The sequence below is a fragment of the Stenotrophomonas sp. GD04145 genome (assembly GCF_029835135.1).
In the GTDB taxonomy this organism is placed as follows: Bacteria; Pseudomonadota; Gammaproteobacteria; order Xanthomonadales; family Xanthomonadaceae; genus Stenotrophomonas; species Stenotrophomonas maltophilia_P.
Map to the genome: position 1 here is coordinate 35,226 of NZ_JAODZG010000022.1, position 26,928 is coordinate 62,153.

The following is a 26,928-nucleotide window of genomic DNA, read 5'->3' on the forward strand; positions in this document are numbered from 1 at the left end:
TGCGTTGCACCCCAACGTTGCCTGTTCCGCAGGCGACGTTGACTGCGTCTTGATGCCGGAAACACCAAGATCGGAGCTGCCATGAACGTATCGCAGCACGAATGTGATGCGCGTCATGAAATTCGAGTCACCCAACACAGCACCTCCGCTGCCGCAGCGTCGGCTCGGCTGAGGTCCGCTGAAAGGACCCGGCATGACAGCGCCCCATCTTGCCATCGCCGGATTGCCGCCCGAGTTCGTCGAGATGCACGGCGGTGGGCTGTACTGGGTCGTCGCGGCCGGAAGCGCGCCGGCCGACCTGGTTGGCGCAGGTGTGCTGGGTTCGGCCAGCGACGTGCAGGACGCCGTGCTGGCGACGCTGGGGCGCGGCGCCGATGCGATGCTGGCCGAGCTGCCGCCGGGGGAGGGGCCGGCGCGGTTGCGTCTGTTCCGTTCCTCGGCCGCTGCCATGCAGCGGACCCTGCGCGGTCTGGCGGTTGATCTTCCCCGCGCGGCCACCGCCGCGACCCGCCTGTGCATGGTGCAGTTTCCGCTGGCGGCGCTGGAAGGCTGGAGCGATGCCCGGCTGGCGGCATGGAACCGGCAGCTGCAAGCCTGGGCGGAGCAGGCCGGTACGGTGCTGCTGCTGCTTTGCCACGGTGAAGTGGCCACCCTGGCGCCGCGCCTGCTGGCCTTGAACCGGACCTGTTCCGGCGTCGCCCAGCTGCATCCGCACCGCGGTGCGCTGCAGCTGCTGCTGCATTACTGGGCCAACGCCCATGGCGTGGTGGCCCGCCGTGCCTTCGCGATCGAAGCGGCAGAAGGCGGGTTGCGCCGCGTGCCAGAAGAGGCGGACAGCGTGCTCTCTGCGGTCGAGGCCAGCGGCGGCGATCGTGATCTGTACCTGGCCGAGGCCGACGTGCTGGAAGGCGCTCCGCCGCTGTCGCCCGCCTGGCGGCTCCACGATGGCTGGGCGGACCTGCTGCCTTCGGCGCTGCAGGCGCGCGAGGCCACCGTGGTGCTGGCGATCCGCAGCAACGACCAGGTGGACACACTGGCACGCCTGCTGCATCGGCTGCGCCGCGAGCGCGGCGACCTGCTGAAGCTGGTGGTGCGCGAGGTGCAACCGTGCCTGCGCTACGCCGACGAGCGCCTGCTGCTGCAGTGCGGTGGCAACATGGTGGTGCCGGCGGCGACTCCGCTGCCGCGGCTGCTGACGCTGCTGGAGACGGTGCAGCGGCAGCGTTGGCAGGGGCAGCTGGCGGCCGACCCCGAACCGTTGATCCGTGCCCACCGGCCACCGGAAGTGAATGGAATCGTGGCGGCCGACCGCTTCCGGCAGATCGTCGGCGAACGCATCGATCAGGACGGCAGCGCGGTGGAAAGCGCCGTGCTGGCGCTGCAGCCGGTGGCCGGGCTGCGCGCGGAACAGACCCTGCAGCAGTTGAACATCCGCAGGCAGGGGGATGTGGCCTGCGTGTACCGCGGCCAGGTCCGCCTGTTCCTGTTCGGCTGCCGCCGCGATGCGGTCGAACAGGCGCTCTCCAACCTGTACCGGCTGCCCTGGCGCGAGCTGTTCGATGGCTACCAGCGCCTGGCCGAGTACGACATCGCAGCGATGAATGCCCGCGGCAGCGACTCCGAATCCGAGACGCTGCCCGCCCCTGCCGTTCCGTTGCCGCAACCCGCGGCCCCGGTCAACGAGGTCGCATTCAACGCCCCCATCCCGTTCCGGTTGGGAGATTCCGCATGACAACCGACCAGCAGCTGTGGACGCTGATCGCGGCCTGTGCGCTGGTGATGATTCCGTTCGGCGTGATGCTGGGCGCGCTGTGGCGCGCGGTGCGTCGCCGCGCAGCGTCATGGCTGCCCCCACGGCACCTGCGGCGGGCGGGCGTGCGGGTGCGCGATGCGCGGAGGCCGCAATGAGCGCAGAGCCGACGCCCGCATCGCCGTTCGTCTGGTCGGACCTGCGCGGCTGGAACCTGTACTTCCTGTCCAAAGTGGTGTTGGCCTGGATGGGCGCGCTGGACCTCAAGGTCCTGCCCAACCTGTTGTTCCTGGCCGCCCTGCTGGTGCCACTGCCGTGGCGATGGGCACGCATCACACGCACGGCCGTCGCCGTGCCGGTGGCCGTGGTGCTCTACTACCAGGACACCTGGTGGCCGCCCTTCCAGCGTCTTCTCGCACAGCCGGGCGTGCTCGATTTCTCCGCCGACTACTGGCTGGAGCTGGCGCAGCGCTTCATCAACTGGCAGATGGTCGCGGTGCTGGTGCTGCTGGTGGTTGCCTACCTGCTGCTGAAACCGTGGCTGCGCATCACGACGCTGAGCGTGCTGGGCATGCTGGGCATGGCGGTGGTGGCACTGCCATTGCCGGCGGGCCTGAACTGGGGAACGTCGCAGGCCACCGCAGCGACCGGCGGTGCTGACGCCGCTGCCGGCGCTGCCGGTGCACTTGCGCCGGCCAGCAACGAGACACTCAATGCCTGGCTGGCGGCCTTCTACCAACAGCAGTCGGGCCTGAAGACGGTGTTCCCGGCGCCGGCCAGCGCTGCGCCGTTCGACGTCATCATCCTCAACATCTGTTCGCTGGCATGGAGTGATCTGGACGAAGTCGGCATGCGCCAGAACACGCTGCTGGACCACATGGACCTGATCTTCGACGATTTCAACTCGGCCACCGCCTACAGCGGACCGGCGGCGATCCGCCTGCTGCGCGCCAGCTGCGGACAGACCTCGCACACCGCATTGTTCGACCCGGTGCCAGCCGAATGCCAGTTGTTCTCCAACCTGCAGCGCCTGGGTTTCCAGAGCGAGCTGGCGATGAACCACGATGGGCACTTCGACAACTTCATCGGCGAACTGAGCCAGTACGGTGGGTTGCAGGCACGGCCGATGGACATCAGCGCGTTTCCCCGGGCGCTGGTCGCGTTCGACAAGTCGCCGCTGCGCCGCGATGGTGACGTGCTGAACGCCTGGTGGAAGCAGCGCCAGGCCGAACAGGCGCAGCAGGTCGCGCTGTTCTACAACACGATCTCCCTGCACGACGGCAACCGCATCGTCGGCGCCGACGGTCGTGCCAACGCGGCGGACTACAAGGCCCGCGCGCAGATGGTGCTGGGTGACATGGCAGGCTTCGTCGAAGCGGTGGAGCGCAGTGGCCGTCGCGCCATGATCGTCGTGGTGCCCGAGCATGGCGCGGCGCTGCATGGCGACCGCATGCAGATTCCCGGCATGCGGGAGATTCCGAGCCCTTCGATCACCCATGTGCCGGTCGGCATCAAGCTGGTCGGGATGGGCACGCCGGCCAGCGGAGGGCCGCGTCATGTGCCCGAGCCCAGCAGCTATCTGGCCCTCTCCGAACTGGTGTCGCGGGTGTATGCGCTGAACGCGCAGTCGCCGCCGGGAGCGCGTGACTGGGACAGCCTGCTGCAGGGGCTGCCACGTACGCCCTCGGTGTCGGAGAACGAAGGCGCCAAGGTCATCGATTACGGTGGCAAGCCCTGGCTGCAGCTGCAGGGAAGCAAGGCCTGGAACCCCTACCCGGAGGACAAACGCTGATGGCCGACATCCTGGCCGTTGCCAGTACGCTTTCGGTGGAGGAGGACGACATCGATCTGCTGCGTCGCAGCCTGGGCATGCCCGGGTTGCCCTACGTGGACTTCTCGGCGCAGAACGAACGTGCCCGGGCACTGGCACGCTGGCCGTTGCTGGCCGAGCTGGAGCGGCAGCCATGAGCGTACTGCTGTCCCTGCAGGGCGTGCACGGCGGCACAGGCGTCACCACGGTGCTGGCCGCGTTGGGACAGGCGCTGCATGCGCAGGGCCAGCGCGTGCTGCTGGTCGAGTGCAGTCCGGATCAGATGCTGGGCCTGCATGTCGGGTTGGCCGCACGGGAGGCCGATGGCTGGGCGCGGGCGATGCTGGACGGCCGCGATTGGCGTGATGCGGCCTTCGCCTGCGCACCGGGCCTGGCAGTGCTGCCGTACGGCCGTGTCAGCGCGGCCGAAGCCCTGCAGATCGAGCAGGCGCTGAGTCTGGCACCCGACACCTGGAATGATCGCGTGCCAGTGCTGTCGGCGCAGTTCGACTGGCTGCTGTTCGACCTGCCGCAGCGGCTGCCGGCACACGCGGCGGCGGTCAACCGATATGCGCGCTGTACGCTGCCGTTGCGCCTGGCGTGCGTCGATCCGGCAAGCCACGTCTTCCTGCAGCGGCAGCACGACGATCCGCGCCGTCTGCTGGCCAACCGGTATGACCCGGCGGTTCCGGTGCAGCGCGATCTGATGCAGCTTTGGCTGCATGCGCACGCGTCGATGCTGGTGCCTCAGCCTCTGCACGAAGATGCGCGGGTGCCGGCCGCGTTGGCCAGCAAGCAGCCGCTGGGCCAGCATGCGGCCGATGCGCTGGCGGCTGCCGACGTCGCCGGCCTGGCATTGTGGTGCCTGGCCGAGGCGGCGCGGCGGCAGGATCGGGAGAACGGGCGATGAAGGGCGCACGCATCCACTATCTGCACTGGAACCGGCTGCGTGAGCGCGTGTACGCCGCATGGCCACTGTGCGCGCTGCTGTGGTCGCTGCAGGCGCTGGGCTGGGCGCTGTTGAGGCTGGAAGGACCTGCGTGGCAGGCGCTGGCGCCGCGGCTGCGGCGTGCGTTCCCGCAGTTGCAGGGTGATCGCCGCTGGCGCCCCGGAGATCCACTGCGGCTGCTGATCCAGGCCGCATGGCTGTCGCTGGTGCGCCTGGTTCCGCATACCTCGCTGCGCCGCCAGCGCCTGGCCCAGGCCCGGCGCCAGCGCATCGCCGAGCTGCGCGGAGCGGCAGGACGCGGTCGCCTGCGCTACCTGCGGGCGATGCGTGATGCACCTGCCGATGTCGGCAACAGTCGCCTCGCGGCGTGGCTCGCACAGCGCCTGGAGCACCTGCCGCCCCGCGCGCGTCAGGCGCTGACCGCGCTCACTGGTCTGGCTACGCTGGGTCTGGCGGCACTGTGCATCACCCAGCCCTTCAGCTACCTGGCGCAGTTCGTGTTCGTGCTGCTGCTATGGGTCATCGCGCTGCTGGTACGGCGCATGCCCGGCCGCTATGCGACGCTGGTACTGGTGGTGCTGTCGATCACCGTGTCCTGCCGCTATCTCTGGTGGCGCTATACCGCCACCCTGAACTGGAGCAGCACCTTCGACCTGGTCTGCGGTCTGGTGCTGCTGGTGGCCGAGACGTATTCCTGGCTGGTGCTGATGCTGGGCTACGTACAGGTTGCCTGGCCGCTGCGACGGCGTCCGGCGCCCTTGCCGGCCGACATCCGGCAGTGGCCCACGGTGGATGTGCTGATTCCCACCTACAACGAAGACCTGTCACTGGTGCGGCATACCGTCCATGCCGCCATGGGGCTGGACTGGCCGGCCGACAGACTTCGCATCCACCTTCTCGATGACGGCAAGCGCGAGGAGTTCCGTGCCTTCGCCGAGCAGACCGGCGTCAACTACATCACCCGCAGCGACAACCGGCACGCCAAGGCCGGCAACCTCAACCACGCCCTGACCCTGATCGACGGTGAGCTGGTGGCGATCTTCGACAGCGATCACCTGCCGGTGCGCTCGTTCCTGCAGATCACCTGCGGTTGGTTCCTGCGTGATCCGAAGCTGGCGCTGGTGCAGACGCCGCACCATTTCTTCTCGGCCGATCCCTTCGAGCGCAACCTGCAGGTGTTCCGCAGTGATCCCAACGAGGGCGAGCTGTTCTACGGGCTGGTGCAGGACGGCAACGACCTGTGGAATGCCGCATTCTTCTGTGGTTCCTGTGCGGTGCTGCGGCGTGAGGCCATCGATGCCATCGGCGGCTTCGCCACCGAGACCGTCACCGAGGATGCGCATACCGCCCTGCGCCTGCATCGCCAGGGCTGGAACTCGGCCTACCTTCGGATTCCGCAGGCGGCCGGCCTGGCCACCGACAGCCTGGGCGCGCATGTCAACCAGCGCATCCGCTGGGCGCGCGGCATGGTGCAGATCTTCCGCATCGACAATCCACTGCTTGGCAAGGGCCTGAGCCTGTTCCAGCGCTTCTGCTACGCCAATGCGATGCTGCACTTCCTCGCGGGCATCCCGCGGCTGGTGTTCCTCACCGCGCCGCTGGCCTTCCTCCTGCTGCATGTCTACATCATCTACGCCCCCGCGCTGGCGATCCTGCTGTTTGTCGTTCCACACATGGCCCACGCCAGCCTGACCAACGCGCGCATCCAGGGCCGGTACCGCCGCCCGTTCTGGGGCGAGGTCTATGAAACCGTGCTGGCCTGGTACATCGCGCGGCCGACCACCGTGGCCCTGTTCAGTCCCGGACGTGGCAAGTTCAATGTCACCGACAAGGGCGGCACGCAGGCGGGTGACCGCTTCGACTGGCGGGTGGCGCGCCCCTACCTGGTACTGGCGCTGCTGAACGTGCTGGGACTGTGCTTCGCCGTGTGGCGTTTTATCGAGGGGCCCGCCGATGAGCGCGGCACCGTGGTCGTGAGTTCGTTGTGGGTGCTGTACAACCTGCTGATCATCGGCGGCGCGCTGGCGGTGGCGGCGGAGGTACAGCAGGTGCGGCGCACCCACCGGGTCACCACGCGCCTGCCGATGGCGCTGCAGATACCCGATGGGCGTCGCCTGCGGGGCGTGCTGCAGGACTATTCCAACGATGGCGTCGGCCTGGAGTTGGGACTGGATCCGCAACTGGCCGAAGGCACGCGCGTACACCTGCTGCTCGGGCGTGGCCGGCGCGAGTTCGCCTTCCCGGCTCGGGTACAGCGCAGCGTCGGCCATCGCCTTGGCCTGCTGCTGCAGTTCGACAACGAGCGCCAGCGCGTGGAGTTCGCCCAATGCACATTCGCCCGCGCCGATGCGTGGCTGGACTGGCATGCCGGTTACCAGCCCAAGAGCCTGCCACGCAGCCTGTGGAGCGTGCTGGTGCTGGGCTGGAAAGGCTATCGGCGGATGGGCGACTTCACGCCGTTCGATCTCGACCGCCCCGTGCACTGGAGCGGTCGCCTGCTGCGCTGGCTGGCCAGTTTCGCACCACAACGTCCGCTTCCCTCCCACCCGGCTGACCCAGCCGCTGACCCAGGGCTTCGTCCATGAGCATCCCGACCTCTCTGCGCTGGCTGCTGCTGCCGTTGCTGGTACTGCCAGTGGTGTCCGGCAATGGCGCTCCAGCACCCGTGCCGGCGCCTGCCACCGGTTCAACGCCGGATGCCCCGGCCGCGCAGGTTGCGGTACCGACCCCGACCACAGCAGCATCGGTGCCCGCGCCGCGCGGCGAACCGGCCTTGCCCGATACCTGGGCCGGCAGCGCTTGGCCCTGGCAACGGCACAGCACCTTCGCACAGCTTGGCCGCCGCCAGGACACGCTGCTGTCCGGCGTCCGCAACAGCACCACGTTCGAATTCCAGGTGCGCCGCGATCGCCTCGCGCGCGAAGCGGAACTGGATCTGAGCTTCACACCCTCGCCGTCGCTGTTGCCGACGCTGTCGCACCTGCGGGTCTATCTGAACGACGCGATGATGGGCGTGGTACCGATCAGCAACGACCAGCTGGGACGCCCCGTGCAGGCCAAGCTGCCGCTGGATGCGCGCCTGATCGCTGATTTCAATCAGGTCCGCCTGGAATTCGTCGGCCATTACACCGACATCTGCGAAGAACCCACGCACAGCTCGCTGTGGGTCAACCTCTCCAGCAACAGCACGTTGAGGCTGGGCGGCCAGCCGCTGGACATGCAGGATGATCTGGCCAATTTCCCGCTGCCCTTCTTCGATCCGCGCGACACCGCGCGGCTGGAACTGCCGGTGGTGTTTGCAGCGGCGCCCACGCTGGCGCAGCAGCGGGCTGCGGCGGTCATGGCGTCCTATTTCGGCAGCCTGGCGGGATGGTGGCGGCAGGCCCGTTTCCCGGTGAGCTTCGGCACCCTGCCCGAGCAGGGCCACGCGGTCGTGCTGGCGGTGAATGGCCGCTTCCCGCCGGTGATCGCCAACCACGCGCCTGTGCAGGGGCCGGTGATCGAGCTGATGGCCCTGCCCGAGGATCCGCAGCGCAAGCTGCTGCTGGTGCTGGGCCGCAACGACGATGACCTGCAGAAGGCCGTTTCGGCGATGGCGGCCGGCAATGTCCTGTTCCGCGGCCGCCAGGTCGCGATCGACGAAATGAAGCCGTTGGCGCCACGCAGGCCGTACGACGCGCCGAACTGGGTGCGTACCGATCGCGCGGTGCGCCTGGCCGAGCTGCTGGACTATCCGCAGCAGCTGCATGCCAACGGGGTATCGCCGCAGCCGATCACGGTCAATCTCAACCTGCCACCGGACCTGTTCATCTGGCGCAACCAGGGCATTCCACTGAACCTGCGTTACCGCTACACGCCGCCGTTTGGCAGTGATGAGTCGCGGCTGGGCGTGGCGATCAACGACCAGTTCATTTCAAGCTTCCCGCTGGTGCGCCGCACCGGCAAGCAGGGTGTGGCGGAAATCCGCCTGCCTGTGCTCGCTGGCGATGCCGGCGCCGACGATGGCCGCCTGTTGATTCCGGCGCTGAAGCTGGGTGACCGCAACCAGCTGCGGTTCGACTTCAACTTTGCCAGCGTGATGGGCAGTGCCCAGCGCGACCACTGCCAGACCGTGCTGCCGCCCAACCTGCAGGCGGCCATCGAGGAGGATTCGACCATCGACTTCTCCGGCTTCCATCACTACATGGGGTTGCCGGACCTGTCCGCGTTCGCGCTCAGCGGCTTCCCGTTCACACGCATGGCGGACCTGTCTGAAACCGTGGTGCTGGTGCCGCCGTCCGCCAGCGAGGCCCAGGTCAGCCTGCTGCTCAACCTGATCGGAGGCCTGGGCGTGCAGAGTGGGTACCCGGCCTACGGGTTGCGCCTGTCCGCGGACTGGAAACAGGCCAGTGCGCTGGATGCGGACCTGCTGGTCCTGGGCGCGTTGCCGGATGAGCTGCGCGGCAGCCAGCAGCTGTCACTGCTGATCGACGATCAACGCACGCGCCTGCTCAATGGCCAGTGGTCATCGCCGGAGCTGGCGGTGCAGCAGGCCCGTCGCGGCAGCCGCGCGGGCGATCCTGCGGTCACCCGCGTGGCGGTCACCGCACAGGCGCCCTTCGCGGCCATCGTCGGCCTGCAGTCGCCCCGCCATGCACAACGCAGCATCGTCTCGCTGGCGGCCAGCCATCCGGCCGACTATCAGCTGCTCGATGATGCACTCAGCGACACCGGCAAGCGCGAAGCCATTGCGGGATCGGTGGCGATCCTGCGCAGTTCCGGCATCAACAGCCAGTTCGTGGGCGAACACTACTACGTGGGCGCGCTGCCGTGGTGGCTGCTGCTGTGGTATCACCTGGCCGATCATCCGGCATTGCTGGCCGTGCTGGCCACGCTGGTGGTGCTGATGGTCGCCTTCCTGCTCTGGCGTGCACTGCGCTGGGTCGCCGCGCGGCGCCTGGATGCGGGCAAGGAATGAGCCGGACCTCGCCGCCGCTGCTGATGGCGTCCCGGCTGGTGCTGCTGGGTCTGGCCGGGACCGGCGCATGCGCGGCACAGGCGCTGCCGCAAATGCCCGGCGGCACTGCGGCCGAGCAGCGGCAGTGGTTGTTGCAGCAGGTACGCATCGGCGAGGCGACCGGGCGCCAGAGTCTGATCGAAGATGCGTTGGCCCGGCTGCGCATGCTGGCACCGGATGATCGTGGCACCCTGCTGGCGATCCTGGAGGTGCAGTTGTCGCAGCAGAAGGTGGAGGATGCGACCGCGACGCTGCAACGATTGCGGCAGGTCGGTGCGGGCAGTCGCGAACTCGCTGCGGGTGATCGCCTCTGGCAGGCCTACCAGGGCGATCTGCAGCAGGAGCTGCAGCAGGCACGTCTGTTCGCAGCCGGTGGCCGCAGTGCCGATGCGCTGGCGATCTACCGCCGCCTGTTCAATGACGCGCCTCCGGGGTTGCAGCTGGGGCTGGAGTACTGGCGTCTGCGTGGCGCGCAGGCGGATGGCCGCGCGCTGGCGATCCGGGAGCTGACCGCATTGGACCAGGCGTATCCAGGCAACACCGGGCTGCTGCAGACGCTGTCGCAGCTGCTGTTCGCGGCCGGTCGCGACGATGAAGCGCTCGACGCGCTGCGGCGCATGGGCCGCAACCCCGACGCCCGCGGGCTGGCTGCCGATGCCGAGTGGGCGTACCTGCAGGACCAGCCCGCCGATGAGCGCGGCGTGCGTCGCCTGCAGGAGTTCATCACCCGCAATCCCACCTTCAATGACATCGCCCTGGTGCGCGAGCGCTATGCCGAGCAGCACAGGCAGGTCAGTGATCCGGCCTGGCGGGCGGGTCTGCGTGGCCAGCAACTGCTTGAACGCGGGCGCGATGCCGAGGCCGAACGTGCCTTCCAGCAGGCGTTGCGGGCCTATCCGCGCGAAGCCGCCTTCCTGGGCGGATTGGGCATGGCGCAGATGCGACAGGGCCGTCGCGCGTCGGCGATCAGCCTGTTCGAACGCGCGATCCAGGCCACGCCCGTCGGCGAGAGCAGCGACAAATGGCGCGACCTCATTGCCAGTACGCGCTACTGGCTGCTGCTGGACCAGGCCGATGCCGCACTCGGTGCCGGTCGGCTGGACGAGGCGGATGCGTTGTACGCGCAGGCGCGGCGGCAGCAGCCACGCGAGGTCAACGCACGGCTGGGGCAGGTGGATGTTGCCGTGGCCCGTGGCGACGACGCCTCGGCCGAACGCCAGCTGCAGGCCGCGAGGCGGATGGCGCCGAACGATGCCAACGTGATCCGCAGGTTGGTGCAGCTGTATGGGAGGACCGATCCGCAGCGTCTGGAGACCTTCATCGATGCGTTGCCGGCCGCGCAGCGCCGGTTGTACGCCGAGGATCTGCGTCAGCTGCGGATCAGTCGCCTGCGCGAACGACGTGAGCAGGCCCTGGCGGCCGGCGATGCGGAGGCCGCCCTTGCGCTCGGGCATGAGCTGCGCGTGGAGCTGCGCGCCGATGCGTGGCTCGCCCGTGCCCTGGCCGTTGAGCTGCAGGCCGCGGGTCGGCCTGCCGAGGCCGATGCGGTGGTCGCGGACATGGTGGCGCGCAATGACAGCGCTGAAGCACGCTACGCGCAGGCGTTGTATCTGTCCGGCACCGATCGCCTGCCGCAGGCACTGGCAGTGCTGGACGCGGTGCCGCTGGCGGAATGGGATGACGATATCCGCGCACTGTCCGCACGGCTGCGCCGGCAGCAGCTCATCGATCATCTCTGGTCGCTGCGTGCGCAGGGACGCGAGCCGGAAGCCATCGCCCTGCTGCAACAGCAACCGGCCAGTGCCGAGAACAACCTGCTGCTGGCCGACTGGGCGCGCCTGCGCGGCGACCACCCGCAGGCCCTGCAGTATTACCAGCAGGTACTGGCGGAGCAGCCGGACAACGTCGATGCACAGCTTGGCCAGGTGCAGGCCTGGATCGGTGCCGGTGATCTGGACATCGCGCGGCGGCAGATGCGGCTGTCGCCCCCGGTGGTCGCCGAAGATGCGCTCGGCCAGCAGCGCCAGCTGGCCGGCATCTGGACCGACCTGCACGAGGACGCCAAGGCATTGGCGATCCTGCGCGCGCTGCTGGCCCGCAGGGACGGTCCGGATCCACAGTCCTGGCGCGACGCAGCGCGACTGGTGCGCCGCGAGGATCCGCAGCAGGCGCTGGACATGTACGCGCAGGCGATGGCCGACAACGGCCTGCTGGCCGCAACGCAGGCACAGCCGCGCGACAACCGCGCGCTGACCCTGGCCAGCCGCGAGACCGCGGGGGACGACTGGCTGCGGCGCAGCCTGCGCAGCGACGTGGAAACGCTGTACCAGCAGGAAAATCCCACGCTGACGGTGATGCAGGATACCGGTCGTCGCAGCGACGGAACGCCCGGCATTTCCCGCCTCGGGCGCGACACCCGCATCGCGCATCTGGATGCGCCGTTTGCAGGCGGGCTCGGCTGGGCGCGCATCGAACAGGTGCACTTCGACGCAGGGCGGTTCCGCACCGGCGCCGACGGCACTTACGACGAGGATTTCGGCAGCTGCGACCTGTCGCTGCTGCGTGCCGACGGCTCCCGGCTGCAGGCCCCGGGATGTACCCGCTTCGTGCATCAGCGGCGCAGTTCCGGCGCAGGGTTCGCGGCCGGCTGGCGCACGCTGGACGATCGCTGGAATGTCGACCTTGGCCATACGCCGTCCCACTATGTGATCGGCAACTGGCTGGGAGGCATCACCGCCAATGGCGATCTGGGCCGTCTCGGCTGGGGGGCGACGCTGTCGCGGCGGCCGATGACCAACTCCCTGCTGTCACAGGCCGGTGCCTACGATCCTCGCAGCGGCATTGCCTGGGGTGGGGTGACCGCCAATGGCATCACCTTCAGCCTGGGCTTCGATGAGGGCGGACGCAATGGCGTCTGGTCGAACTGGAGCTGGCACCGGTTGACCGGTCACAACGTCGCGGACAACACGCGTGCGCGTGCGATGGTCGGCTGGTACCACAAGCTGATCCAGCGTACGGACATGCGCCTGGACGTCGGCACCACGGCCATGTACTGGCGTTACCAGAAGGATCTGGGCGGCTACTCGCTGGGCCAGGGCGGCTACTACAGCCCGCAGCGCTATGCCTCGTTGAGCCTGCCGGCCAGCTTTGCCTGGCGCAATGATCTGTGGTCGCTGCGGGTGGATGGGTCGGTCAGTGTTTCCAGCGCGCGTACGGCGTCGATCAGCCGCTTCCCGGACCAGGCGCTGATCGAGCGCGTGGTGGCACAGCTGGAGCCGCAGTACGGTGCTCTCGCGCTGGACGAGGCTGGCCTGTACACCGGCGACAGCCGCAGCACCGGCACCGGCTATCGGCTCTACGCGGCCGTGGAGCGGCGGCTGGGCGATCACATCGTCCTGGGTGCGGCGGGAACCCTGCAGCGCAGCCGTGACTTCTCGCCGAACACATTCCAGCTCTATCTGCGCTATACCTTCAAGCCCTGGCAGGGCAACCTGCCGCTGCCCGTGTCGCCACTGGTGCCCTATGGCGAGTTCCGCTGACCCGCAACGCCGCCGACTGCTGCAGGCGACGGCCGCCTTGCCGTTGCTGGCCATGGGCGCAGGGCGTGCGCTCGCAGCGCCGCGCTGGCCGGCCTGGCAGGTGCTGCTGGACAGCAGCCTCAGCAACGACGGACGCATGATCGATCGCAGCCAGGACGACCAGCGCAGTACGTCGGAAGGGCAGTCGTATGCGTTGTTCTTCGCGCTGGTCGACAACGATCAGGCGCTGTTTGATCGCGTTCTGGGCTGGACCCAGGACAACCTGGCCGGGGGCGATATGCGGCAGCGGTTGCCGGCCTGGCTGTGGGGCCGCGATGACAAGGGCGGCTGGCGCGCACTGGACGACAATCCGGCGTCCGATTCCGATCTTTGGCTGGCCTACGCCCTGCTCGAAGCGGGGCGGCTCTGGCACCGTCCTGCGTTGCAGGCCATCGCCGGGGGCATGCTGGGGCAGGTGCGGGAAAGGGAAGTCGTGCAGTTGCCCGGTCTCGGCCCGATGCTGCTGCCGGGACCGCAGGGATTCGTCGAAGGCGATGCGACCCGGGTCAATCCCAGCTATCTGCCGCTGCCGCTGCTGCGGCGCTTTGCCGCGGCCGATCGCAGTGGGCCCTGGGCGGAACTGGCGGACAACGCGACCACGCTGCTGGAGCAGACCAGCCCGCATGGCTATGCACCGGACTGGGCGGCGTGGCAGCAGGGGCGCTTCGTGGTCGATCCGGTGAACGGAGCGGTGGGCGGCTACGATGCGATCCGCTGCTACACGTGGGCAGGCATGACGGCCCCGCGCGATCCGTTGTTCCGGCGGCAGCTGGCGGCGTTGTCCGGTCCGCTGCAGCGCCTGCGCAGCGGTGCGGCACTCTGGGAAAAGGTCGATACCCGCAGCGGGCAGGGGCAGGGCGAAGGCAACTATGGTTTCCGCGCGGCTGTACTGCCCTGTGTGCTGGCACAGCGCGAGCAGGGGCTGGCGAAGTCGCTGCTGGCCAGCCTGCCCAGCCCGGAACAGCAGCGTGCCGAGGCACCGGCCTACTATTCGCAGATGCTGGCCCTGTTCGGCCGGGGCTGGGCCGAGGGCCGCTGGCGTTTCGGCGTGGATGGCCAGCTGCGACCGGCATGGCGATGAGTACACCACCAGCCCGCCGTGACAGCGGGCCCCTGCCCTGATTACTCCAGCGCGAAGCGCAGCACGAACAGCACGGCCACCAGCCACACCGCCGGATGCACCTCGCGCCAGCGGCCAGTGCCGGCCTTCAGCGCGGCGTAGGCGATGAAGCCGAAAGCCAGTCCATTGGCGATGGAGTAGGTGAACGGCATCGCCAGCGCGCACAGGGCCGCCGGCACCGATTCGGTGAGGTCGCTCCAGTCCACTTCCACCAGCTCGCGCAGCATCAACCCGGCAACGAACAGCAGGGCCGGTGCGGTGGCGTAGCTTGGCACCATCGAGGCCAGCGGCGAGAACAGCAGGGCGGCCAGGAACAGCGCGGCGACCACCAGGGCGGTGAGGCCGGTACGGCCGCCCACCTGCACGCCCGAGGCGCTTTCGGCGAATGCCGTGGTGCTGCTGGTGCCCAGCATGGAGCCGGCGACGATTGCCGTGCTGTCGGCCAGCAGTGCACGGCCGAAACGCTTCTGCGCACCTGGCAGCTTCAGCAGGCCGGCGCGGCCGACCACGCCGTACAGCGTGCCGGTGGCATCGAACACCTCCACCAGCACGAACACCAGCACCACCTGCAGCAGTACCGCGATGGGGGCACCGCCGTCGTGGTGCAGCAGGCCCGGCAGGTCCAGCTGCAGGAAGGTCGGCGCCAGGCTTGGCGGCAGGGACACCAGTCCCTGGTACTGCACGTCGCCCAGCGCCCAGCCGGCCCCAGTGACCGCCAGGATGCCGATCAGGATCGCACCACGGATGCGGCGCGCCTCCAGCACGGCGATCAGCAGGAAGCCGGCCAGTGCCAGCAGCGGTGGGGCGGTGTTGAGCGGGCCCAGCGCCACCAGCGTGTCCTCGTTGCCGATGATCACCCCGGACTTCTGCAGGGCGATGATGGCCAGGAACAGGCCGATGCCGGCGACGATGGCTGAGCGCAGTGACGAAGGAATGCCGGATACCAGCCAGGCACGCACGCCGGTCAGCGACAGCACCAGGAACACCAGGCCGGAGATGAACACTGCCGCCAGCGCCTGCTGCCAGGGCAGGCCGGCGGCGCCGACCACGGTGAAGGCAAAGAACGCGTTCAGGCCCATGCCCGGAGCCATGCCGACCGGGAAATTGGCTGCCAGCGCCATCACCGTGGAGCCCAGCGCGGCCGCCAGGCAGGTGGCGACAAATACCGCGCCCGCATCCATGCCGGTGGTGCCGAGGATTTCGGGGTTGACGAAGACGATGTAGGACATCGTCAGGAAGGTGGTGACACCGGCCAGCAGCTCGGTGCGCACGGTGGTGCCGTGCTGCTGCAGCTGGAACAGGCGTTCGAACAGGGACATGGGGCTTCTCGTGAAGGTGTCTCCCAGCAAGCGGGCGACCCACAGAAGGAGAAAGGCCGCGCGAGCGCGGCCTTTCCTGTTGCGTTACTTCAGTGCCTTGAAGCGCAGGCGCTTCGGCGCAGCGTCATCGCCCATGCGGCGCTTCTTGTCTTCCTCGTACTCGCGGTAGTTGCCCTGGAAGAACTCCACGTGCGAGTCGCCTTCGAAAGCGATGATGTGCGTGGCGATGCGGTCCAGGAACCAGCGGTCGTGCGAGATCACGAAGGTGTTGCCCGGGAACTCCAGCAGCGCGTCTTCCAGCGCACGCAGCGTTTCGATGTCCAGGTCGTTGGACGGTTCGTCGAGCAGCAGCACGTTGCCACCCTGCAGCAGGGTCTTGGCCATGTGCAGGCGGCCACGCTCACCACCGGACAGCGAGCCGACCATCTTCTGCTGGTCCTGGCCCTTGAAGTTGAAGCGGCCGATGTAGGCGCGCGACTGGATCTCGATGCCGTTGATGTTGAGGATGTCCAGGCCACCGGCGATTTCCTGGAAGACGTTGTGGTTGCCTTCCAGCTTGTCGCGGCTCTGGTCCACGTAGGACAGCTGCACGGTCGGGCCGATCACGATCTCGCCCGAATCCGGCTTCTCCTGGCCGGTGATCATCTTGAACAGCGTCGACTTGCCGGCGCCGTTCGGGCCGATGATGCCGACGATCGCGCCCGGCGGAATCAGCATCGACAGGTTGTCGATCAGCAGGCGGTCGCCGAACTTCTTGGACACATTCTTGAACTCCATCACCATGTTGCCCAGGCGCTCGCCCGGCGGGATGAAGATTTCGTTGGTCTCGTTGCGCTTCTGGTAATCCTGCGACTGCAGCTCTTCCAGGCGGGCCAGACGGGCCTTGCCCTTGGAACGGCCGCCCTTGGCGTTCTGGCGCGACCACTCCAGCTCCTTCTGGATCGCCTTCTGGCGGGCCTTTTCCTGGTTTTCTTCCTGCTTCAGGCGCTCATCCTTCTGCACCAGCCATTCGGTGTAGTTGCCCTTCCACGGAATGCCGCGGCCGCGGTCCAGTTCCAGGATCCACTCGGCGGCGTTGTCCAGGAAGTAGCGATCGTGGGTAACGGCCACCACGGTGCCGGTGTAGCGCGCCAGGAACTGTTCCAGCCATTCCACCGACTCGGCGTCGAGGTGGTTGGTCGGTTCGTCCAGCAGCAGCATGTCCGGCTTCTGCAGCAGCAGGCGGCACAGCGCGACGCGGCGCTTTTCACCGCCGGACAGGTTGGCGATCTTGGCATCCCACGGCGGCAGGCGCAGCGCATCGGCAGCCACGTCCAGCTGGTTTTCCAGGGTGTGCGCGTCGCCGGCGGCCAGGATCGCCTCCAGGCGCTCCTGTTCCTTGGCCAGCGCGTCGAAGTCGGCGCCTTCCTCGGCGTAGGCGGCGTACACCGCCTCCAGCGCAGCCTGGGCCTGCAGCACTTCGCCCACGCCTTCCTCGACCGACTCGCGCACGGTCTTGTTCGGGTCCAGTTCCGGTTCCTGCGCCAGGTAGCCGACCTTGATGCCCGGCTGCGGGCGTGCCTCGCCCTCGAAATCGGTATCCACGCCGGCCATGATCTTCAGCACGGTCGACTTGCCGGCGCCGTTCAGGCCCAGCAGGCCGATCTTCGCGCCCGGGAAGAAGGACAGCGAGATGTCCTTGATGATCTGCCGCTTGGGCGGGACCACCTTGGACACGCGGTTCATGGTGTAGATGTATTGCGAGGACATGAGGTCTCCGTAGGCGCGACCCTGCGCCCGACCGTCACGGGAGGTTTCCCGGTGCGGCAGCGGGCACAGACTTGAATGGAATACCGCCAATTATAGCCGGAACCGGTTACCCGCCGCGCCACGGGGAGCCGGCCGGGCTGGCCGCGGCCTGAATCGCCGTCACAGTCCTGAAGCGGGAAGCGTTTCCAGCCGGAAACGGTTCAGATCCGGTGCGCAATATGGGGTCACCACCCACCAAGCAGAGGTCTGACATGCGCATCAATCGAGCTAATGGCCGGAGCCGTGGCCTCTGTGCTTGCGCTCGGCGCGGTTGCCCCGGCATTTGCCGACGACGACCATCGCGGACGCGGCCACGACCGCCGCGAATGGCGGGAGGATCGCCGCGAGTGGCGACAGGACCGGCGTGACTGGGAGCGCGACCGCCGCGAGGCCCGGCGCGATTACCGTCACGACCGTCGCGAGTGGCACCGTGACCATGACCGCTACTACCGCCCGGCACCGCCGCCGCGTGTGGTCTACCGCCCTGCCTACGGCCCCGGCTATGGCTGGAAGGTGGGGCACCGCTACCGCGACTACTATCGCGGCCCGATCTACGTGGTGAACGACTATCCGCGCTACCACCTGCGCCGTCCGCCGCATGGCCACCACTGGATCCGCGATGACCGCGGCAACATGCTGCTGGTGGCCATCGCCACCGGCGTGATCGCCCAGTACGTGCTCAGCAGCCGCTGAGGATCGCGGTCGGGGTCAGATCCCTTCCCAACGGAAAGGGATCTGACCCCGCAACTTCACTCGAAACCATACGGGGCCGGATTCCTTCGAGGGATCCGGCCCCGTCCGTTTCGGCCCCAGCCGGCCGGTGCGGGGCTACAATCAGGGGCTGAGCCGTACACCCCCTTTCCCTGCCTGCTGGAGTACCCGATGTTCCCGCGTGACGTCCGCATCGAATCCTACGATCCCGAACTGGCCAAGGCCATCGCCGCTGAGACCCAGCGCCAGGAAGACCATGTCGAGCTGATCGCCAGCGAGAACTACACCAGCCCGGCAGTGATGGAAGCGCAGGGCAGCCAGCTGACCAACAAGTACGCCGAAGGCTATCCGGGCAAGCGCTACTACGGTGGTTGCGAATACGTGGACATCGCCGAGCAGCTGGCGATCGACCGCCTCAAGCAGCTGTTCGGCGCCGACTATGCCAACGTGCAGCCACACAGCGGCTCGCAGGCCAACCAGGCCGTGTACTTCGCGCTGCTGCAGCCGGGCGACACCATCCTCGGCATGAGCCTGGCCCACGGCGGCCACCTCACCCATGGCGCCAAGGTGAACGCCTCGGGCAAGCTGTTCAACGCCGTGCAGTACGGCGTGAACGACCAGGGCCTGATCGACTACGACGAAGTCGAGCGCCTGGCCCTGGAGCACAAGCCGAAGATGGTCGTGGCCGGCTTCTCGGCCTACTCGCAGGTGATCGACTGGGCGCGCTTCCGCGCCATCGCCGACAAGGTCGGCGCCTACCTGTTCGTCGACATGGCCCACGTCGCCGGTCTGGTCGCCGCCGGCGTCTATCCGAGCCCGCTGGACCACGCCCACGTCGTCACCTCCACCACCCACAAGACCCTGCGCGGCCCGCGCGGCGGCATCATCGTCGCCAAGGGTGCCGATGAGGACCTGGTCAAGAAGCTGCAGTCGATCGTGTTCCCGGGTATCCAGGGCGGTCCGCTGATGCACGTCATCGCCGGCAAGGCGGTGGCCTTCAAGGAAGCGCTGGAACCGGCCTTCAAGACCTATCAGCAGCAGGTGGTGAAGAACGCCCAGGCGATGGCCAGCACGCTCATCGCGCGCGGCTACAAGATCGTCTCCGGCGGCACCCAGAACCACCTGATGCTGGTGGACATGATCGGCAAGGACGTGTCCGGCAAGGACGCGGAAGCGGCACTGGGCAAGGCGCACATCACCGTCAACAAGAACTCGGTGCCGAACGACCCGCGTTCGCCGTTCGTGACCTCGGGCCTGCGCCTGGGTACGCCGGCGGTGACCACCCGTGGCTACACCGAGCAGGACTGCGTGGATCTGGCCAACTGGATCGCCGATGTCCTCGATGCGCCGAACGATGACGCCGTGATCGCCCGCGTGCGCGATGCCGTCAGCGCGCAGTGCCGCAAGTACCCGGTCTACGGTTGATCGGCTGATGGGGTCGGATCCCGTCCCGCAGGGGAAGGGCTCCGACCCCGGCCCAGGGAGAGCAACGCACATGGATGAGCGTATGGATGAACGTCTGCACAAGCGCCTGCACCTTGTGCAGGCCCTGCTGTTCGGGCTGCCAGGCGTGCTGCTGGGAGGCACCGTGGCCTTGGTGGGCGTGTACTCCGGCCTGATGCAGGAAACCCGCCTGCCGAGCCGGCTGCTGCTGGTGTGCTGGGGCACCGCCGGGGCGCTGGGCATTGTTGCCTGGTTGTACATCGGCGCCGGTTTCCTGCTGCAGGGCCGGTCTGGCCTGCAGGCAGTGGGCCGGGTGTGGTGGGCGTTGCTGGCGCTGGGCGCGCTGGCAGCAGTGCCCGCCGTCGTGCTCGGGCTGGTGGTCGGCCTGACCGAACGCATGGAGGGCTTCAGCCTGTTGCTGTTCGGCCCGCCGCTGTTGCTGCCCGCGGCGCATCTGGCCTGGCTGCGCTGGCGGCCTGCTCACCTTCCGGGCGCCTGACTTTTCAGGCAAGTCGCATGGTGGTGTAGGGATGGCATGTCCAGCCTCACGCATCAGGGTGTTTCTGAGTATCTGGGTGCATCTGGGACGGCTGCAGGGTTGCCCTTGACGAGGGACCGTACAGCACATGAAATTTGCCGGAAAGCCCCTTCTCAGGTACCTTTGCGACGCTGCCATGACCATGGCGTAGGTTGTCCCCTGAGCCAGGCGTTCCATGTATTGCCCCTTCTGCCAACATGCCGATACCCGGGTCATCGACTCGCGCGTCTCTGAAGACGGCGCGACGATCCGCCGTCGGCGTGAGTGCGAGGCCTGCAACGAGCGCTTCAGCACCCTGGAAACCGTCGAACTGAAGCTGCCGGCCATCGTCAAGAGCGATGGCACCCGCGAGGCCTTCGACCAGCGCAAGGTACGCGCCGGCTTTGATCGCGCGCTGCAGAAGCGTGCCGTGCCGGAAGACAAGATCGAAGCGGCGGTGCGTGCGGTGGTCCATCAGTTGCGCCTCAGTGGCGAGCGTGAAGTGCCTTCGATCAAGGTGGGCGAGTTCGTGATGAACGAGCTGCGCAAGCTCGATCACGTGGGGTACGTGCGATTCGCTTCGGTCTACCGCAGCTTCGAGGATGTGGCCGATTTCCGCGAGGAAATCGAAAAACTCGAACGCGAGCTGCCGGCCAGCACCGAACAGCTGCAGCTGTTGGGCGATGTGATCGCGCTGGCCAAGAAGAAGAAGGGCTGACCGCCTCTGCCTGGTTGGGTGCCAGCCCTGGTTGGCACTGATGGCGCATCCACTGGTGGGTGCCAACCTCGGTTGGCACCGATGGCCGCATTCACTGGTGGGTGCCAACCTTGGTTGGCACCGATGGCATGGATCAACACCGGCAGCGTTACCATGGCCAGATGACCACCCCATTCTCCGTACTCGACCATCTGCACATGGCCAGCGCGCTGCGCCTGGCCGAGCGCGCCGCCTACACCACCCGCCCCAATCCGATGGTCGGCTGCGTGATCGCCCATGGTGAACGTGTGGTCGGGCAGGGCTGGCACCAGCGTGCCGGTGGCCCGCATGCCGAAGTGTTCGCGTTGCGCGAGGCCGGTGGTGAGGCGCGCGGTGCCACTGCCTACGTCACCCTCGAGCCCTGCGCGCATTACGGGCGCACACCCCCCTGCGCACTGGCACTGATCGAGGCCGGTGTAACGCGTGTGGTCGCTGCGCTGCGTGATCCCTTCCCGCAGGTCGATGGCGGCGGATTCGACCTGCTGCGCGGCGCCGGCATCGAGGTCGCCGAAGGGCTGATGGCGGCGCAGGCACGCGAGCTCAACAAGGGCTTTCTGTCACGCGTGGAGCGCAATCGCCCGTGGCTGCGGATGAAGCTGGCCGCCAGCCTGGACGGGCGTACGGCGATGGCCGACGGCACGTCCAAATGGATCACCGGAGCAGCGGCGCGCGAAGACGTGCAGCACTGGCGTGCACGCGCCGGCGCGATCCTGACCGGTGCCGATACCGTCCTGGCTGATGATCCGATGCTGACCGTGCGCCTGGGGGACGTCGACGTGATGCCGCCGCTGCGCGTCGTGCTCGATTCGCGCCTGCGTTCCCTGCAGTGCAGTCGCGTGCGCGAGGGTGGGGCACCCACGTTGTACCTGCATGATGCGGCGGTCAGTGCACCCGATGCAGCCGATGCCGAATTCGCCAGCGTGCCCAGTGCCGACGGCCGTCTCGATCTTGGCGCGATGCTGACGCTGCTGGCCGGGCGCGGCATCAACGAAGTGCATACCGAAGCCGGCGCTACGCTGGCCGGTGCGCTGCTGCGCGGCGGTTGGGTGGATGAGCTGCTGCTGTACCAGGCGCCCACCCTGCTGGGGGACCGCGCCCGCCCGCTGCTGGCCGGACTGGGCATCGAGGCGATGCAGCAGCAACGCCGGCTGCGCGTGGTCGAGCAATGCCAGGTAGGTGAGGACCTGCGCCTGCTGCTGCGCACATGATGCGGCCGTTGGAGCACGGTGCGGGCATTGTGCGCGCCTGGAGAATCGGGCAAAGCCCTGCATGGCGGCGAGCGCCACCCGCATCGTCAGGCGTTCGGCAACCTCCGCACGATGATGACGAAGGATGACGGCAGCGCAGTGTCGCCGGGCATGGCCCGGCGCTACCGCTTACCGGCTCAGGTGCATTCGTCGGTCCACATCATCTCGGCCAGCGGGCGCAGTGCCTTGCACTCCTGCGTCATCTCCTCGACCGACTGCACCTGCGCTTTGGCCTTCAGCTCTTCGGCCATCGCGTCCACGCCGCTGATCTGGTCGGGCGCGATCTTCGCCACGCAGCTGCGGTGCTGCTGCAGCAGCAGGTCGCAGCCGGGTATGCCGGTCACTTTCGGCGCGTTGGCTGCCTGCGCGTCCTGCATCCAGTCCTCGAACGGAGCCAGCGCACCGGCCACGGTGCCCACCAGATCATCGAAGTTGCCGCTGTACCAGTAGCCGTTGTCCTTGGCCGGGTAGAGGGTGAAGGTGCCGCTGACCGGCACGCGTGCACCACTCTGAAGCGCCTGGGTGTAGGCGTCGGTGAACTGCTTGCGCGAGGCCGGGCTGGCATGGTCGGCCAGGCTGGCGGCGAACAGCGGGCGGACCTTGCCCAGGTCGGGCACCTGGCAGGTGTAGGTGATCCGCGCCAGCTTCTGGTCTTCAACGTATTCGTTGTCTTCGATCACGCTCTGGGTTGCGCGGCACTTCGAATCACGCAGCGCCTTGGCGTACAGCGCTTCGGTGGCCGCAGCGTCGATCGAAGCGCCGGTGCTGGCCAGTACCGTCTGCCAGGGTTCGACCAATGCCTTGGCCAGCGCGCCCGGGTTCGGAGTCACGGCGTCCTGGCCCTCGAACGCCGGCTTCAGCGCGTCGTTGAGCGTGCGCGTGGCGGTCGCGTCGTCTTCCAGCAGTACGCGGGAATAGAGATCGAACGTCTGTTCGGGGCTCAGCTGCGTCGAGGCGGCGCTGGCGAACAGGGGAGCGCACAACAGTGCAGTGGCCAGCAGGGAGCGCAGGGGGGTCTTCATGACAGTGATTCCGGGTCCATAGGCGGGCAAGCCTAGCGCATTTTCCGCTGTTGCCGCAGGCAGAAGAACGGGCCACTTGCGGGGGCGTTCGACCGTACGACGAGGATCGGGGAACGCGCTTCAGGCGGGTGACCACGTGGTCATCGTCGTGGCAGCGTGTTGTCGAACGTGGCTGACCACTGATCACGGTAGGCGTCATGGATCGCCCTGCAGTATCTCATTGAAGATTCCCGACCCAGCATGTTCAGAAGCTCCGCCATGCTTTCATGAAGCGCTGCGCCCCGCTGGCGTGGGTCGTCCGGATAGTGGCGTGCTGCGAATTTCATCTGTGCGTCCAGCATGAGATCACACGCTGGAATGCCGGAGAATACAACGACGGACTCAGCATCGATCCGTTCGTCCCACTCCTTGAAGGGGAGCAATCGCCCAAACAGCGCGGGGGCAAGATCGTCCAAGGTGCCGCCCATCCATGGGCCAGGACTGCCGAGACGGTAGAACGCGGCTTCCGCCTGGTGGATGCGGTCGGGTGCGTCGCTGACAATCGCAGCGTATTGATCGAGGAAGGCCGCGAATCGCTCTTCATCCTTGTCCGGATGGAAATACCTGCGGTTCTCGCGGTAAACGTCAAAGGCCGCCGATACGTCCGGGAGCAGGCATTGATAGCGTACCTCGTGATGATCTGATGTGTCGCGTTTCACGGCCTCGATCCCAGTGATCTCGCAACGGATGCGCTGGATGCGTGCATGTATTGCCTCGGTTGCCGCCGCACTGAACACTTTGTCCAGACCTCCAAAGGCATACAGCCGGTACGTGCTGGATGCGATGTGATGGTGGTGGTCAGCGTCCGCCGTCTCCAGGCTGCGCCTGAGGATGTCCCGGGCTCGACCATCATTGTGGGCAATGACCTGGATATACGCATCAAACGTTGCTTCCAGTGAAAGCGCGGCGGGTTCTGCTGCGCGCGTGGCAAACGGTACGGACAGCAACAGGGCAAGGACAGGTTTCAGCACGGCATGGACCGGAACGCGTGAGGGGCCCAGAGGATCGGGCTTGCCGGCCCGGCAATCCATGCAACCTGTCCGAAAAAAAACGGGCCCCTTGCGGGGCCCGTTCGATCGCACGACGAGGATCGGGCAATCAGAAGCTGGCGCGGACGCCGGCCGAGAACTGGGTGACATCGCGCTGGCCGGAGACTTCTCCCACCAGGCTCCAGGTCGGGGTGAAATTGATCTGGCCACCGACGGTGCCGACCCAGGTGCCCTTGAAGTCGTTGCCGCCATCCATGTAGCCGGCCTTGGCCCACGCTTCGGTCTTCGGCGAAGGCTTGCCACGCACGCCCATGGTGGCGCGGGCCAGGTTGGTGTGATCCTTCAGGTGTTCGCGGCCGAACAGATCCGATTTCACGGTCAGCTCGGCGTTCTGGCGCACCCAGGCGATGTCGGCGGTGTAGTCCAGGCGGTCCGTCCACGGCATGTGGTAGCCGATGCCCAGCTCAGGCTGGTCCAGTTCGAACTTGGCCGACGCACCGGTGAAGTGGTAGCTCTTGCTGGTACGCGACCAGCTGCCGAACACGTGCACCTGCTCGGCCAGCGCGAACGAACCGCGCACGTAGCCGCCGTCAAGCTTCGGGTCGTTGAAATCGCTGTCGTCGGTCTTGACCTGGGTCCAGCCACCTTCGACGTAGGTGTAGCTCAGCCCTTCGGCGGCCGAGGCCAGCGGAGCGACGGCCAGCAGGCTGGCGATGATCAGGAGCTTGCGCATGGGAATTCCTGTGAATTGCAGTCCATTGGCGGGCGCGCCGGAGGCGCCGCCCGTGGCGACGTCATGTCGTCCGCGGCGAATTTTAATGAAAGTTTTACAAAATGCGAGAGACAGCCGTCACAGGCTGGGCAGGCTTGGGGTGAGATCCGTTTCCCGCCGGGAAACGGCTGCGGCGCCGGGCATCCCACCCCGTTCAGCCCGGGCTGGTACACTTGCTGCGCCGGTTCGCCGGTACACAAACGTCTTCAGGGCGGGGTGCAACTCCCCACCGGCGGTAGGTGCGCAAGCACGAGCCCGCGAGCGCCCCGGTCCACGGCCGGGGGTCAGCAGATCCGGTTCAAGGCCGGAGCCGACGGTCATAGTCCGGATGAAAGAAGACGGTGCCACAGGGCTCATGCCCTGCGCGTGCCTGTTTGCCTTGCGGCGTTTTTCGCTCACATCCTGCGGAGAACGTTACTTGTTTACTGGAATCATCGAAGGCGTCGGCCGTCTGGCCACACGCGAGTCCATCGGCGGCGATGTCCGCTTCACCTTCAATGTCGGCAACCTGCCGTTCGATCACGTGCAGATGGGCGAAAGCATCGCCATCAACGGTGTCTGCCTGACGGTCATCGCATTCGACGCCAACAGCTTCCAGGCCGATGCCTCCACCGAGACGCTGGGCCTGACCACGCTGGGCCAACTCGAGCAGGGCGCGGTCATCAACCTCGAGCGTGCCATGCGCCCGACCGATCGTCTGGGTGGGCATCTGGTCAGCGGCCACGTTGATGGCCTGGGCCAGGTGCTGTCCATCCACGATGACGCGCGCGCCCAGCGCTGGCGCTTCGCCGCGCCGGCCTCGCTGCTGCGCTACATCGCCAAGAAAGGCTCGATCTGCGTGGACGGCGTCAGCCTCACCGTCAACGAAGTGGACGAGGAAGGCTTCGAGGTCGCGCTGATCCCGCATACCGTGGCCAACACCGCCTTCTCCGCCTCCGGCGTGGGCAGTGCGGTGAACCTGGAAATCGACCTGGTCGCCCGTTATGTCGAACGTCTTGTTGGCGGGCACCTGCAGGGAGGCGCAGCATGAACTTCGCGCCGATCCCCGAGATCCTGGAAGACATCCGCCAGGGCCGCATGGTCGTCATCGTCGATGACGAGGACCGCGAGAACGAAGGCGACCTGATCATGGCTGCCGAGCTGGTCAAGGCCAGCGACATCAACTTCATGGTCACCCACGGCCGTGGCCTGGTGTGCCTGCCGTTGACCCGCACCCGCGCCGCCGACCTGGGCCTGGCGCCGATGGTGCAGGCCAACACCGCGCAGTTCCAGACCAATTTCACCGTCAGCATCGAAGCGGCCGAGGGCGTGACCACCGGCATCTCCGCCCATGACCGCGCGCATACCATCCGCACCGCGGTGAAGCCCAACGCGCGGCCGTCGGACCTGCACCAGCCCGGCCACATCTTCCCGCTGATCGCCCAGCCGGGCGGCGTGCTGACCCGCGCCGGCCACACCGAAGCGGGCGTGGACCTGGCCATGCTGGCCGGGCTGGAACCGGCCGGCGTGCTGGTGGAGATCCTCAACCCGGACGGCAGCATGGCGCGTCGCCCGGAGCTGGAAGTGTTCGCCCGCGAGCACGGCCTGAAGATGGGCTCCATCGCCGACCTGATCGCCTACCGCCTGGCCACCGAGAAGACTGTCGAACGCGTCGATGAGCGCGACATCGATACCGAGTTTGGCCCGTTCAGGCTGGTGACCTATCGCGACCGCATCGCCCACGACCTGCACTTCGCCCTGGTCCGCGGCACTCCCGACGCTGGCACGCCTACCCTGGTGCGCGTGCAGGTGGAGAATCCGCTGGCCGACCTGCTGCACTGGCGTCGTGACGATTTCGGCGTGGCCGCCACCGACGCGCTGCGTGCGATCGCCGCCGAAGGTGCCGGCGTGATGGTGGTGCTGTCGGCGCCGCGCGATGGCGAGGCGCTGCTCGCCCGCCTGCGCCAGCAGCCCGCACCGGTGGTGCCGGGCAAGGACAAGGATGTGGGCCAGTGGCGCCGCAATGGCGCCGGTGCGCAGATCCTGTCCGATCTGGGGCTGGGCAAGCTGCGCGTGCTGGGCACGCCGCGCCGGCAGATCGGCCTGGCCGGCTATGGCCTGGAAGTGGTGGAGACGGTGGCC

The 26,928-nt window shown here is 67.6% G+C and carries 20 protein-coding genes, 1 pseudogene and 1 riboswitch; of the genes and pseudogenes, 16 read left to right on the forward strand and 5 right to left on the reverse strand.

Going from position 1 to position 26,928, the window contains the following annotated elements; all coding sequences use genetic code 11:
• The first annotated feature begins 193 nt into the window (after positions 1–193).
• The 9 genes from N7367_RS12290 to bcsZ are packed head-to-tail and all read left to right on the forward strand — an operon-like array spanning position 194 to position 14,164.
• Complete coding sequence (locus N7367_RS12290; RefSeq protein ID WP_065175833.1) at positions 194–1,732, forward strand: BcsE family c-di-GMP-binding protein; 1,539 nt, start codon at positions 194–196, stop codon at positions 1,730–1,732.
• On the forward strand, positions 1,729–1,908 hold the full coding sequence (gene bcsF, locus N7367_RS12295) for a cellulose biosynthesis protein BcsF (RefSeq protein WP_111186324.1): 180 nt from the start codon (positions 1,729–1,731) through the stop codon (positions 1,906–1,908). The genes N7367_RS12290 and bcsF overlap by 4 nt, the downstream gene beginning before the upstream one ends.
• Positions 1,905–3,542 (forward strand): cellulose biosynthesis protein BcsG, encoded by a 1,638-nt coding sequence (gene bcsG / locus N7367_RS12300; protein WP_279942480.1) that lies wholly within the window; start codon positions 1,905–1,907, stop codon positions 3,540–3,542. The genes bcsF and bcsG overlap by 4 nt, the downstream gene beginning before the upstream one ends.
• Positions 3,542–3,718 (forward strand): cellulose biosynthesis protein BcsR, encoded by a 177-nt coding sequence (gene bcsR, locus N7367_RS12305; protein WP_080375313.1) that lies wholly within the window; start codon positions 3,542–3,544, stop codon positions 3,716–3,718. The genes bcsG and bcsR overlap by 1 nt, the downstream gene beginning before the upstream one ends.
• Positions 3,715–4,470, forward strand: coding sequence for a cellulose biosynthesis protein BcsQ (gene bcsQ / locus N7367_RS12310; protein WP_279942481.1), 756 nt, complete (start codon positions 3,715–3,717; stop codon positions 4,468–4,470). The genes bcsR and bcsQ overlap by 4 nt, the downstream gene beginning before the upstream one ends.
• Positions 4,467–7,094 carry a UDP-forming cellulose synthase catalytic subunit gene (gene bcsA, locus N7367_RS12315; protein WP_065175829.1) on the forward strand — a complete coding sequence of 876 codons (2,628 nt, stop codon included), beginning with the start codon at positions 4,467–4,469 and terminating at the stop codon, positions 7,092–7,094. Before bcsQ ends, bcsA begins: the two co-directional genes overlap by 4 nt.
• Positions 7,091–9,466, forward strand: coding sequence for a cellulose biosynthesis cyclic di-GMP-binding regulatory protein BcsB (gene bcsB / locus N7367_RS12320; protein WP_081279777.1), 2,376 nt, complete (start codon positions 7,091–7,093; stop codon positions 9,464–9,466). The genes bcsA and bcsB overlap by 4 nt, the downstream gene beginning before the upstream one ends.
• Positions 9,463–13,044, forward strand: a complete 3,582-nt coding sequence (bcsC, locus tag N7367_RS12325; RefSeq protein WP_279942482.1) for a cellulose synthase complex outer membrane protein BcsC — start codon at positions 9,463–9,465, stop codon at positions 13,042–13,044. The genes bcsB and bcsC overlap by 4 nt, the downstream gene beginning before the upstream one ends.
• Positions 13,028–14,164: a cellulose synthase complex periplasmic endoglucanase BcsZ gene (gene bcsZ, locus N7367_RS12330; protein WP_279942483.1), complete on the forward strand. Its 1,137-nt coding sequence runs from the start codon at positions 13,028–13,030 to the stop codon at positions 14,162–14,164. The genes bcsC and bcsZ overlap by 17 nt, the downstream gene beginning before the upstream one ends.
• A 41-nt stretch (positions 14,165–14,205) precedes the next feature.
• Here bcsZ and N7367_RS12335 read toward each other — a convergent pair whose 3' ends face one another.
• The gene (locus N7367_RS12335; RefSeq protein WP_053518892.1) at positions 14,206–15,522 is read right to left on the reverse strand and encodes an NCS2 family permease; all 1,317 of its coding nucleotides are present in this window, start codon (positions 15,520–15,522) and stop codon (positions 14,206–14,208) included.
• Positions 15,523–15,606: 84 nt separating this feature from the next.
• Complete coding sequence (ettA, locus tag N7367_RS12340; protein ID WP_005415249.1) at positions 15,607–17,271, reverse strand: energy-dependent translational throttle protein EttA; 1,665 nt, start codon at positions 17,269–17,271, stop codon at positions 15,607–15,609.
• Positions 17,272–17,522: 251 nt separating this feature from the next.
• Between ettA and N7367_RS12345 the strand changes: the two are divergent.
• The 5 genes and pseudogenes from N7367_RS12345 to ribD all read left to right on the forward strand — a co-directional run bounded on the left by N7367_RS12345 (position 17,523) and on the right by ribD (position 21,946).
• Positions 17,523–18,003 (forward strand): annotated as a pseudogene (locus N7367_RS12345) (RcnB family protein).
• Between the two features lie 189 nt (positions 18,004–18,192).
• Entirely contained in the window at positions 18,193–19,446 is a 1,254-nt protein-coding gene (gene glyA, locus N7367_RS12350; protein ID WP_065175825.1) for a serine hydroxymethyltransferase, read from the forward strand.
• Between the two features lie 82 nt (positions 19,447–19,528).
• Positions 19,529–19,963 (forward strand): hypothetical protein, encoded by a 435-nt coding sequence (locus N7367_RS12355; RefSeq protein ID WP_197600899.1) that lies wholly within the window; start codon positions 19,529–19,531, stop codon positions 19,961–19,963.
• A 214-nt stretch (positions 19,964–20,177) separates the two neighbouring features.
• The gene (gene nrdR, locus N7367_RS12360; protein WP_053518899.1) at positions 20,178–20,699 is read left to right on the forward strand and encodes a transcriptional regulator NrdR; all 522 of its coding nucleotides are present in this window, start codon (positions 20,178–20,180) and stop codon (positions 20,697–20,699) included.
• 161 nt (positions 20,700–20,860) lie between these two features.
• Positions 20,861–21,946, forward strand: coding sequence for a bifunctional diaminohydroxyphosphoribosylaminopyrimidine deaminase/5-amino-6-(5-phosphoribosylamino)uracil reductase RibD (ribD, locus tag N7367_RS12365; protein WP_279942485.1), 1,086 nt, complete (start codon positions 20,861–20,863; stop codon positions 21,944–21,946).
• 176 nt (positions 21,947–22,122) lie between these two features.
• On the opposite strand, the gene N7367_RS12370 is transcribed toward ribD, so the two are convergent.
• The 3 genes from N7367_RS12370 to N7367_RS12380 form a co-directional block, all read right to left on the reverse strand.
• On the reverse strand, positions 22,123–23,007 hold the full coding sequence (locus N7367_RS12370) for a hypothetical protein (protein ID WP_279942486.1): 885 nt from the start codon (positions 23,005–23,007) through the stop codon (positions 22,123–22,125).
• A 140-nt stretch (positions 23,008–23,147) separates the two neighbouring features.
• Positions 23,148–24,017: a hypothetical protein gene (locus N7367_RS12375; protein ID WP_279942487.1), complete on the reverse strand. Its 870-nt coding sequence runs from the start codon at positions 24,015–24,017 to the stop codon at positions 23,148–23,150.
• A 127-nt stretch (positions 24,018–24,144) separates the two neighbouring features.
• The gene (locus N7367_RS12380; protein ID WP_279942488.1) at positions 24,145–24,768 is read right to left on the reverse strand and encodes a hypothetical protein; all 624 of its coding nucleotides are present in this window, start codon (positions 24,766–24,768) and stop codon (positions 24,145–24,147) included.
• A 237-nt stretch (positions 24,769–25,005) separates the two neighbouring features.
• A riboswitch (FMN riboswitch) is annotated at positions 25,006–25,151 on the forward strand.
• Between the two features lie 74 nt (positions 25,152–25,225).
• Here N7367_RS12380 and N7367_RS12385 point away from each other — a divergent pair.
• On the forward strand, positions 25,226–25,837 hold the full coding sequence (locus N7367_RS12385) for a riboflavin synthase (RefSeq protein WP_279942489.1): 612 nt from the start codon (positions 25,226–25,228) through the stop codon (positions 25,835–25,837).
• Positions 25,834–26,928, forward strand: a 1,095-nt coding sequence (gene ribB, locus N7367_RS12390) for a 3,4-dihydroxy-2-butanone-4-phosphate synthase (protein ID WP_279942490.1), incomplete at its 3' end; no start/stop codon positions are given. The genes N7367_RS12385 and ribB, both read left to right, overlap by 4 nt.

Coding starts and splice junctions, on each gene's coding strand:
- N7367_RS12290 (WP_065175833.1), top strand. CDS start 194: ATGACAGCGCCCCATCTTGCCATCGCCGGATTGCCGCCCGAGTTCGTC.
- bcsF (WP_111186324.1), top strand. CDS start 1,729: ATGACAACCGACCAGCAGCTGTGGACGCTGATCGCGGCCTGTGCGCTG.
- bcsG (WP_279942480.1), top strand. CDS start 1,905: ATGAGCGCAGAGCCGACGCCCGCATCGCCGTTCGTCTGGTCGGACCTG.
- bcsR (WP_080375313.1), top strand. CDS start 3,542: ATGGCCGACATCCTGGCCGTTGCCAGTACGCTTTCGGTGGAGGAGGAC.
- bcsQ (WP_279942481.1), top strand. CDS start 3,715: ATGAGCGTACTGCTGTCCCTGCAGGGCGTGCACGGCGGCACAGGCGTC.
- bcsA (WP_065175829.1), top strand. CDS start 4,467: ATGAAGGGCGCACGCATCCACTATCTGCACTGGAACCGGCTGCGTGAG.
- bcsB (WP_081279777.1), top strand. CDS start 7,091: ATGAGCATCCCGACCTCTCTGCGCTGGCTGCTGCTGCCGTTGCTGGTA.
- bcsC (WP_279942482.1), top strand. CDS start 9,463: ATGAGCCGGACCTCGCCGCCGCTGCTGATGGCGTCCCGGCTGGTGCTG.
- bcsZ (WP_279942483.1), top strand. CDS start 13,028: ATGGCGAGTTCCGCTGACCCGCAACGCCGCCGACTGCTGCAGGCGACG.
- N7367_RS12335 (WP_053518892.1), bottom strand. CDS start 15,522: ATGTCCCTGTTCGAACGCCTGTTCCAGCTGCAGCAGCACGGCACCACC.
- ettA (WP_005415249.1), bottom strand. CDS start 17,271: ATGTCCTCGCAATACATCTACACCATGAACCGCGTGTCCAAGGTGGTC.
- glyA (WP_065175825.1), top strand. CDS start 18,193: ATGTTCCCGCGTGACGTCCGCATCGAATCCTACGATCCCGAACTGGCC.
- N7367_RS12355 (WP_197600899.1), top strand. CDS start 19,529: ATGGATGAACGTCTGCACAAGCGCCTGCACCTTGTGCAGGCCCTGCTG.
- nrdR (WP_053518899.1), top strand. CDS start 20,178: ATGTATTGCCCCTTCTGCCAACATGCCGATACCCGGGTCATCGACTCG.
- ribD (WP_279942485.1), top strand. CDS start 20,861: ATGACCACCCCATTCTCCGTACTCGACCATCTGCACATGGCCAGCGCG.
- N7367_RS12370 (WP_279942486.1), bottom strand. CDS start 23,007: ATGAAGACCCCCCTGCGCTCCCTGCTGGCCACTGCACTGTTGTGCGCT.
- N7367_RS12380 (WP_279942488.1), bottom strand. CDS start 24,768: ATGCGCAAGCTCCTGATCATCGCCAGCCTGCTGGCCGTCGCTCCGCTG.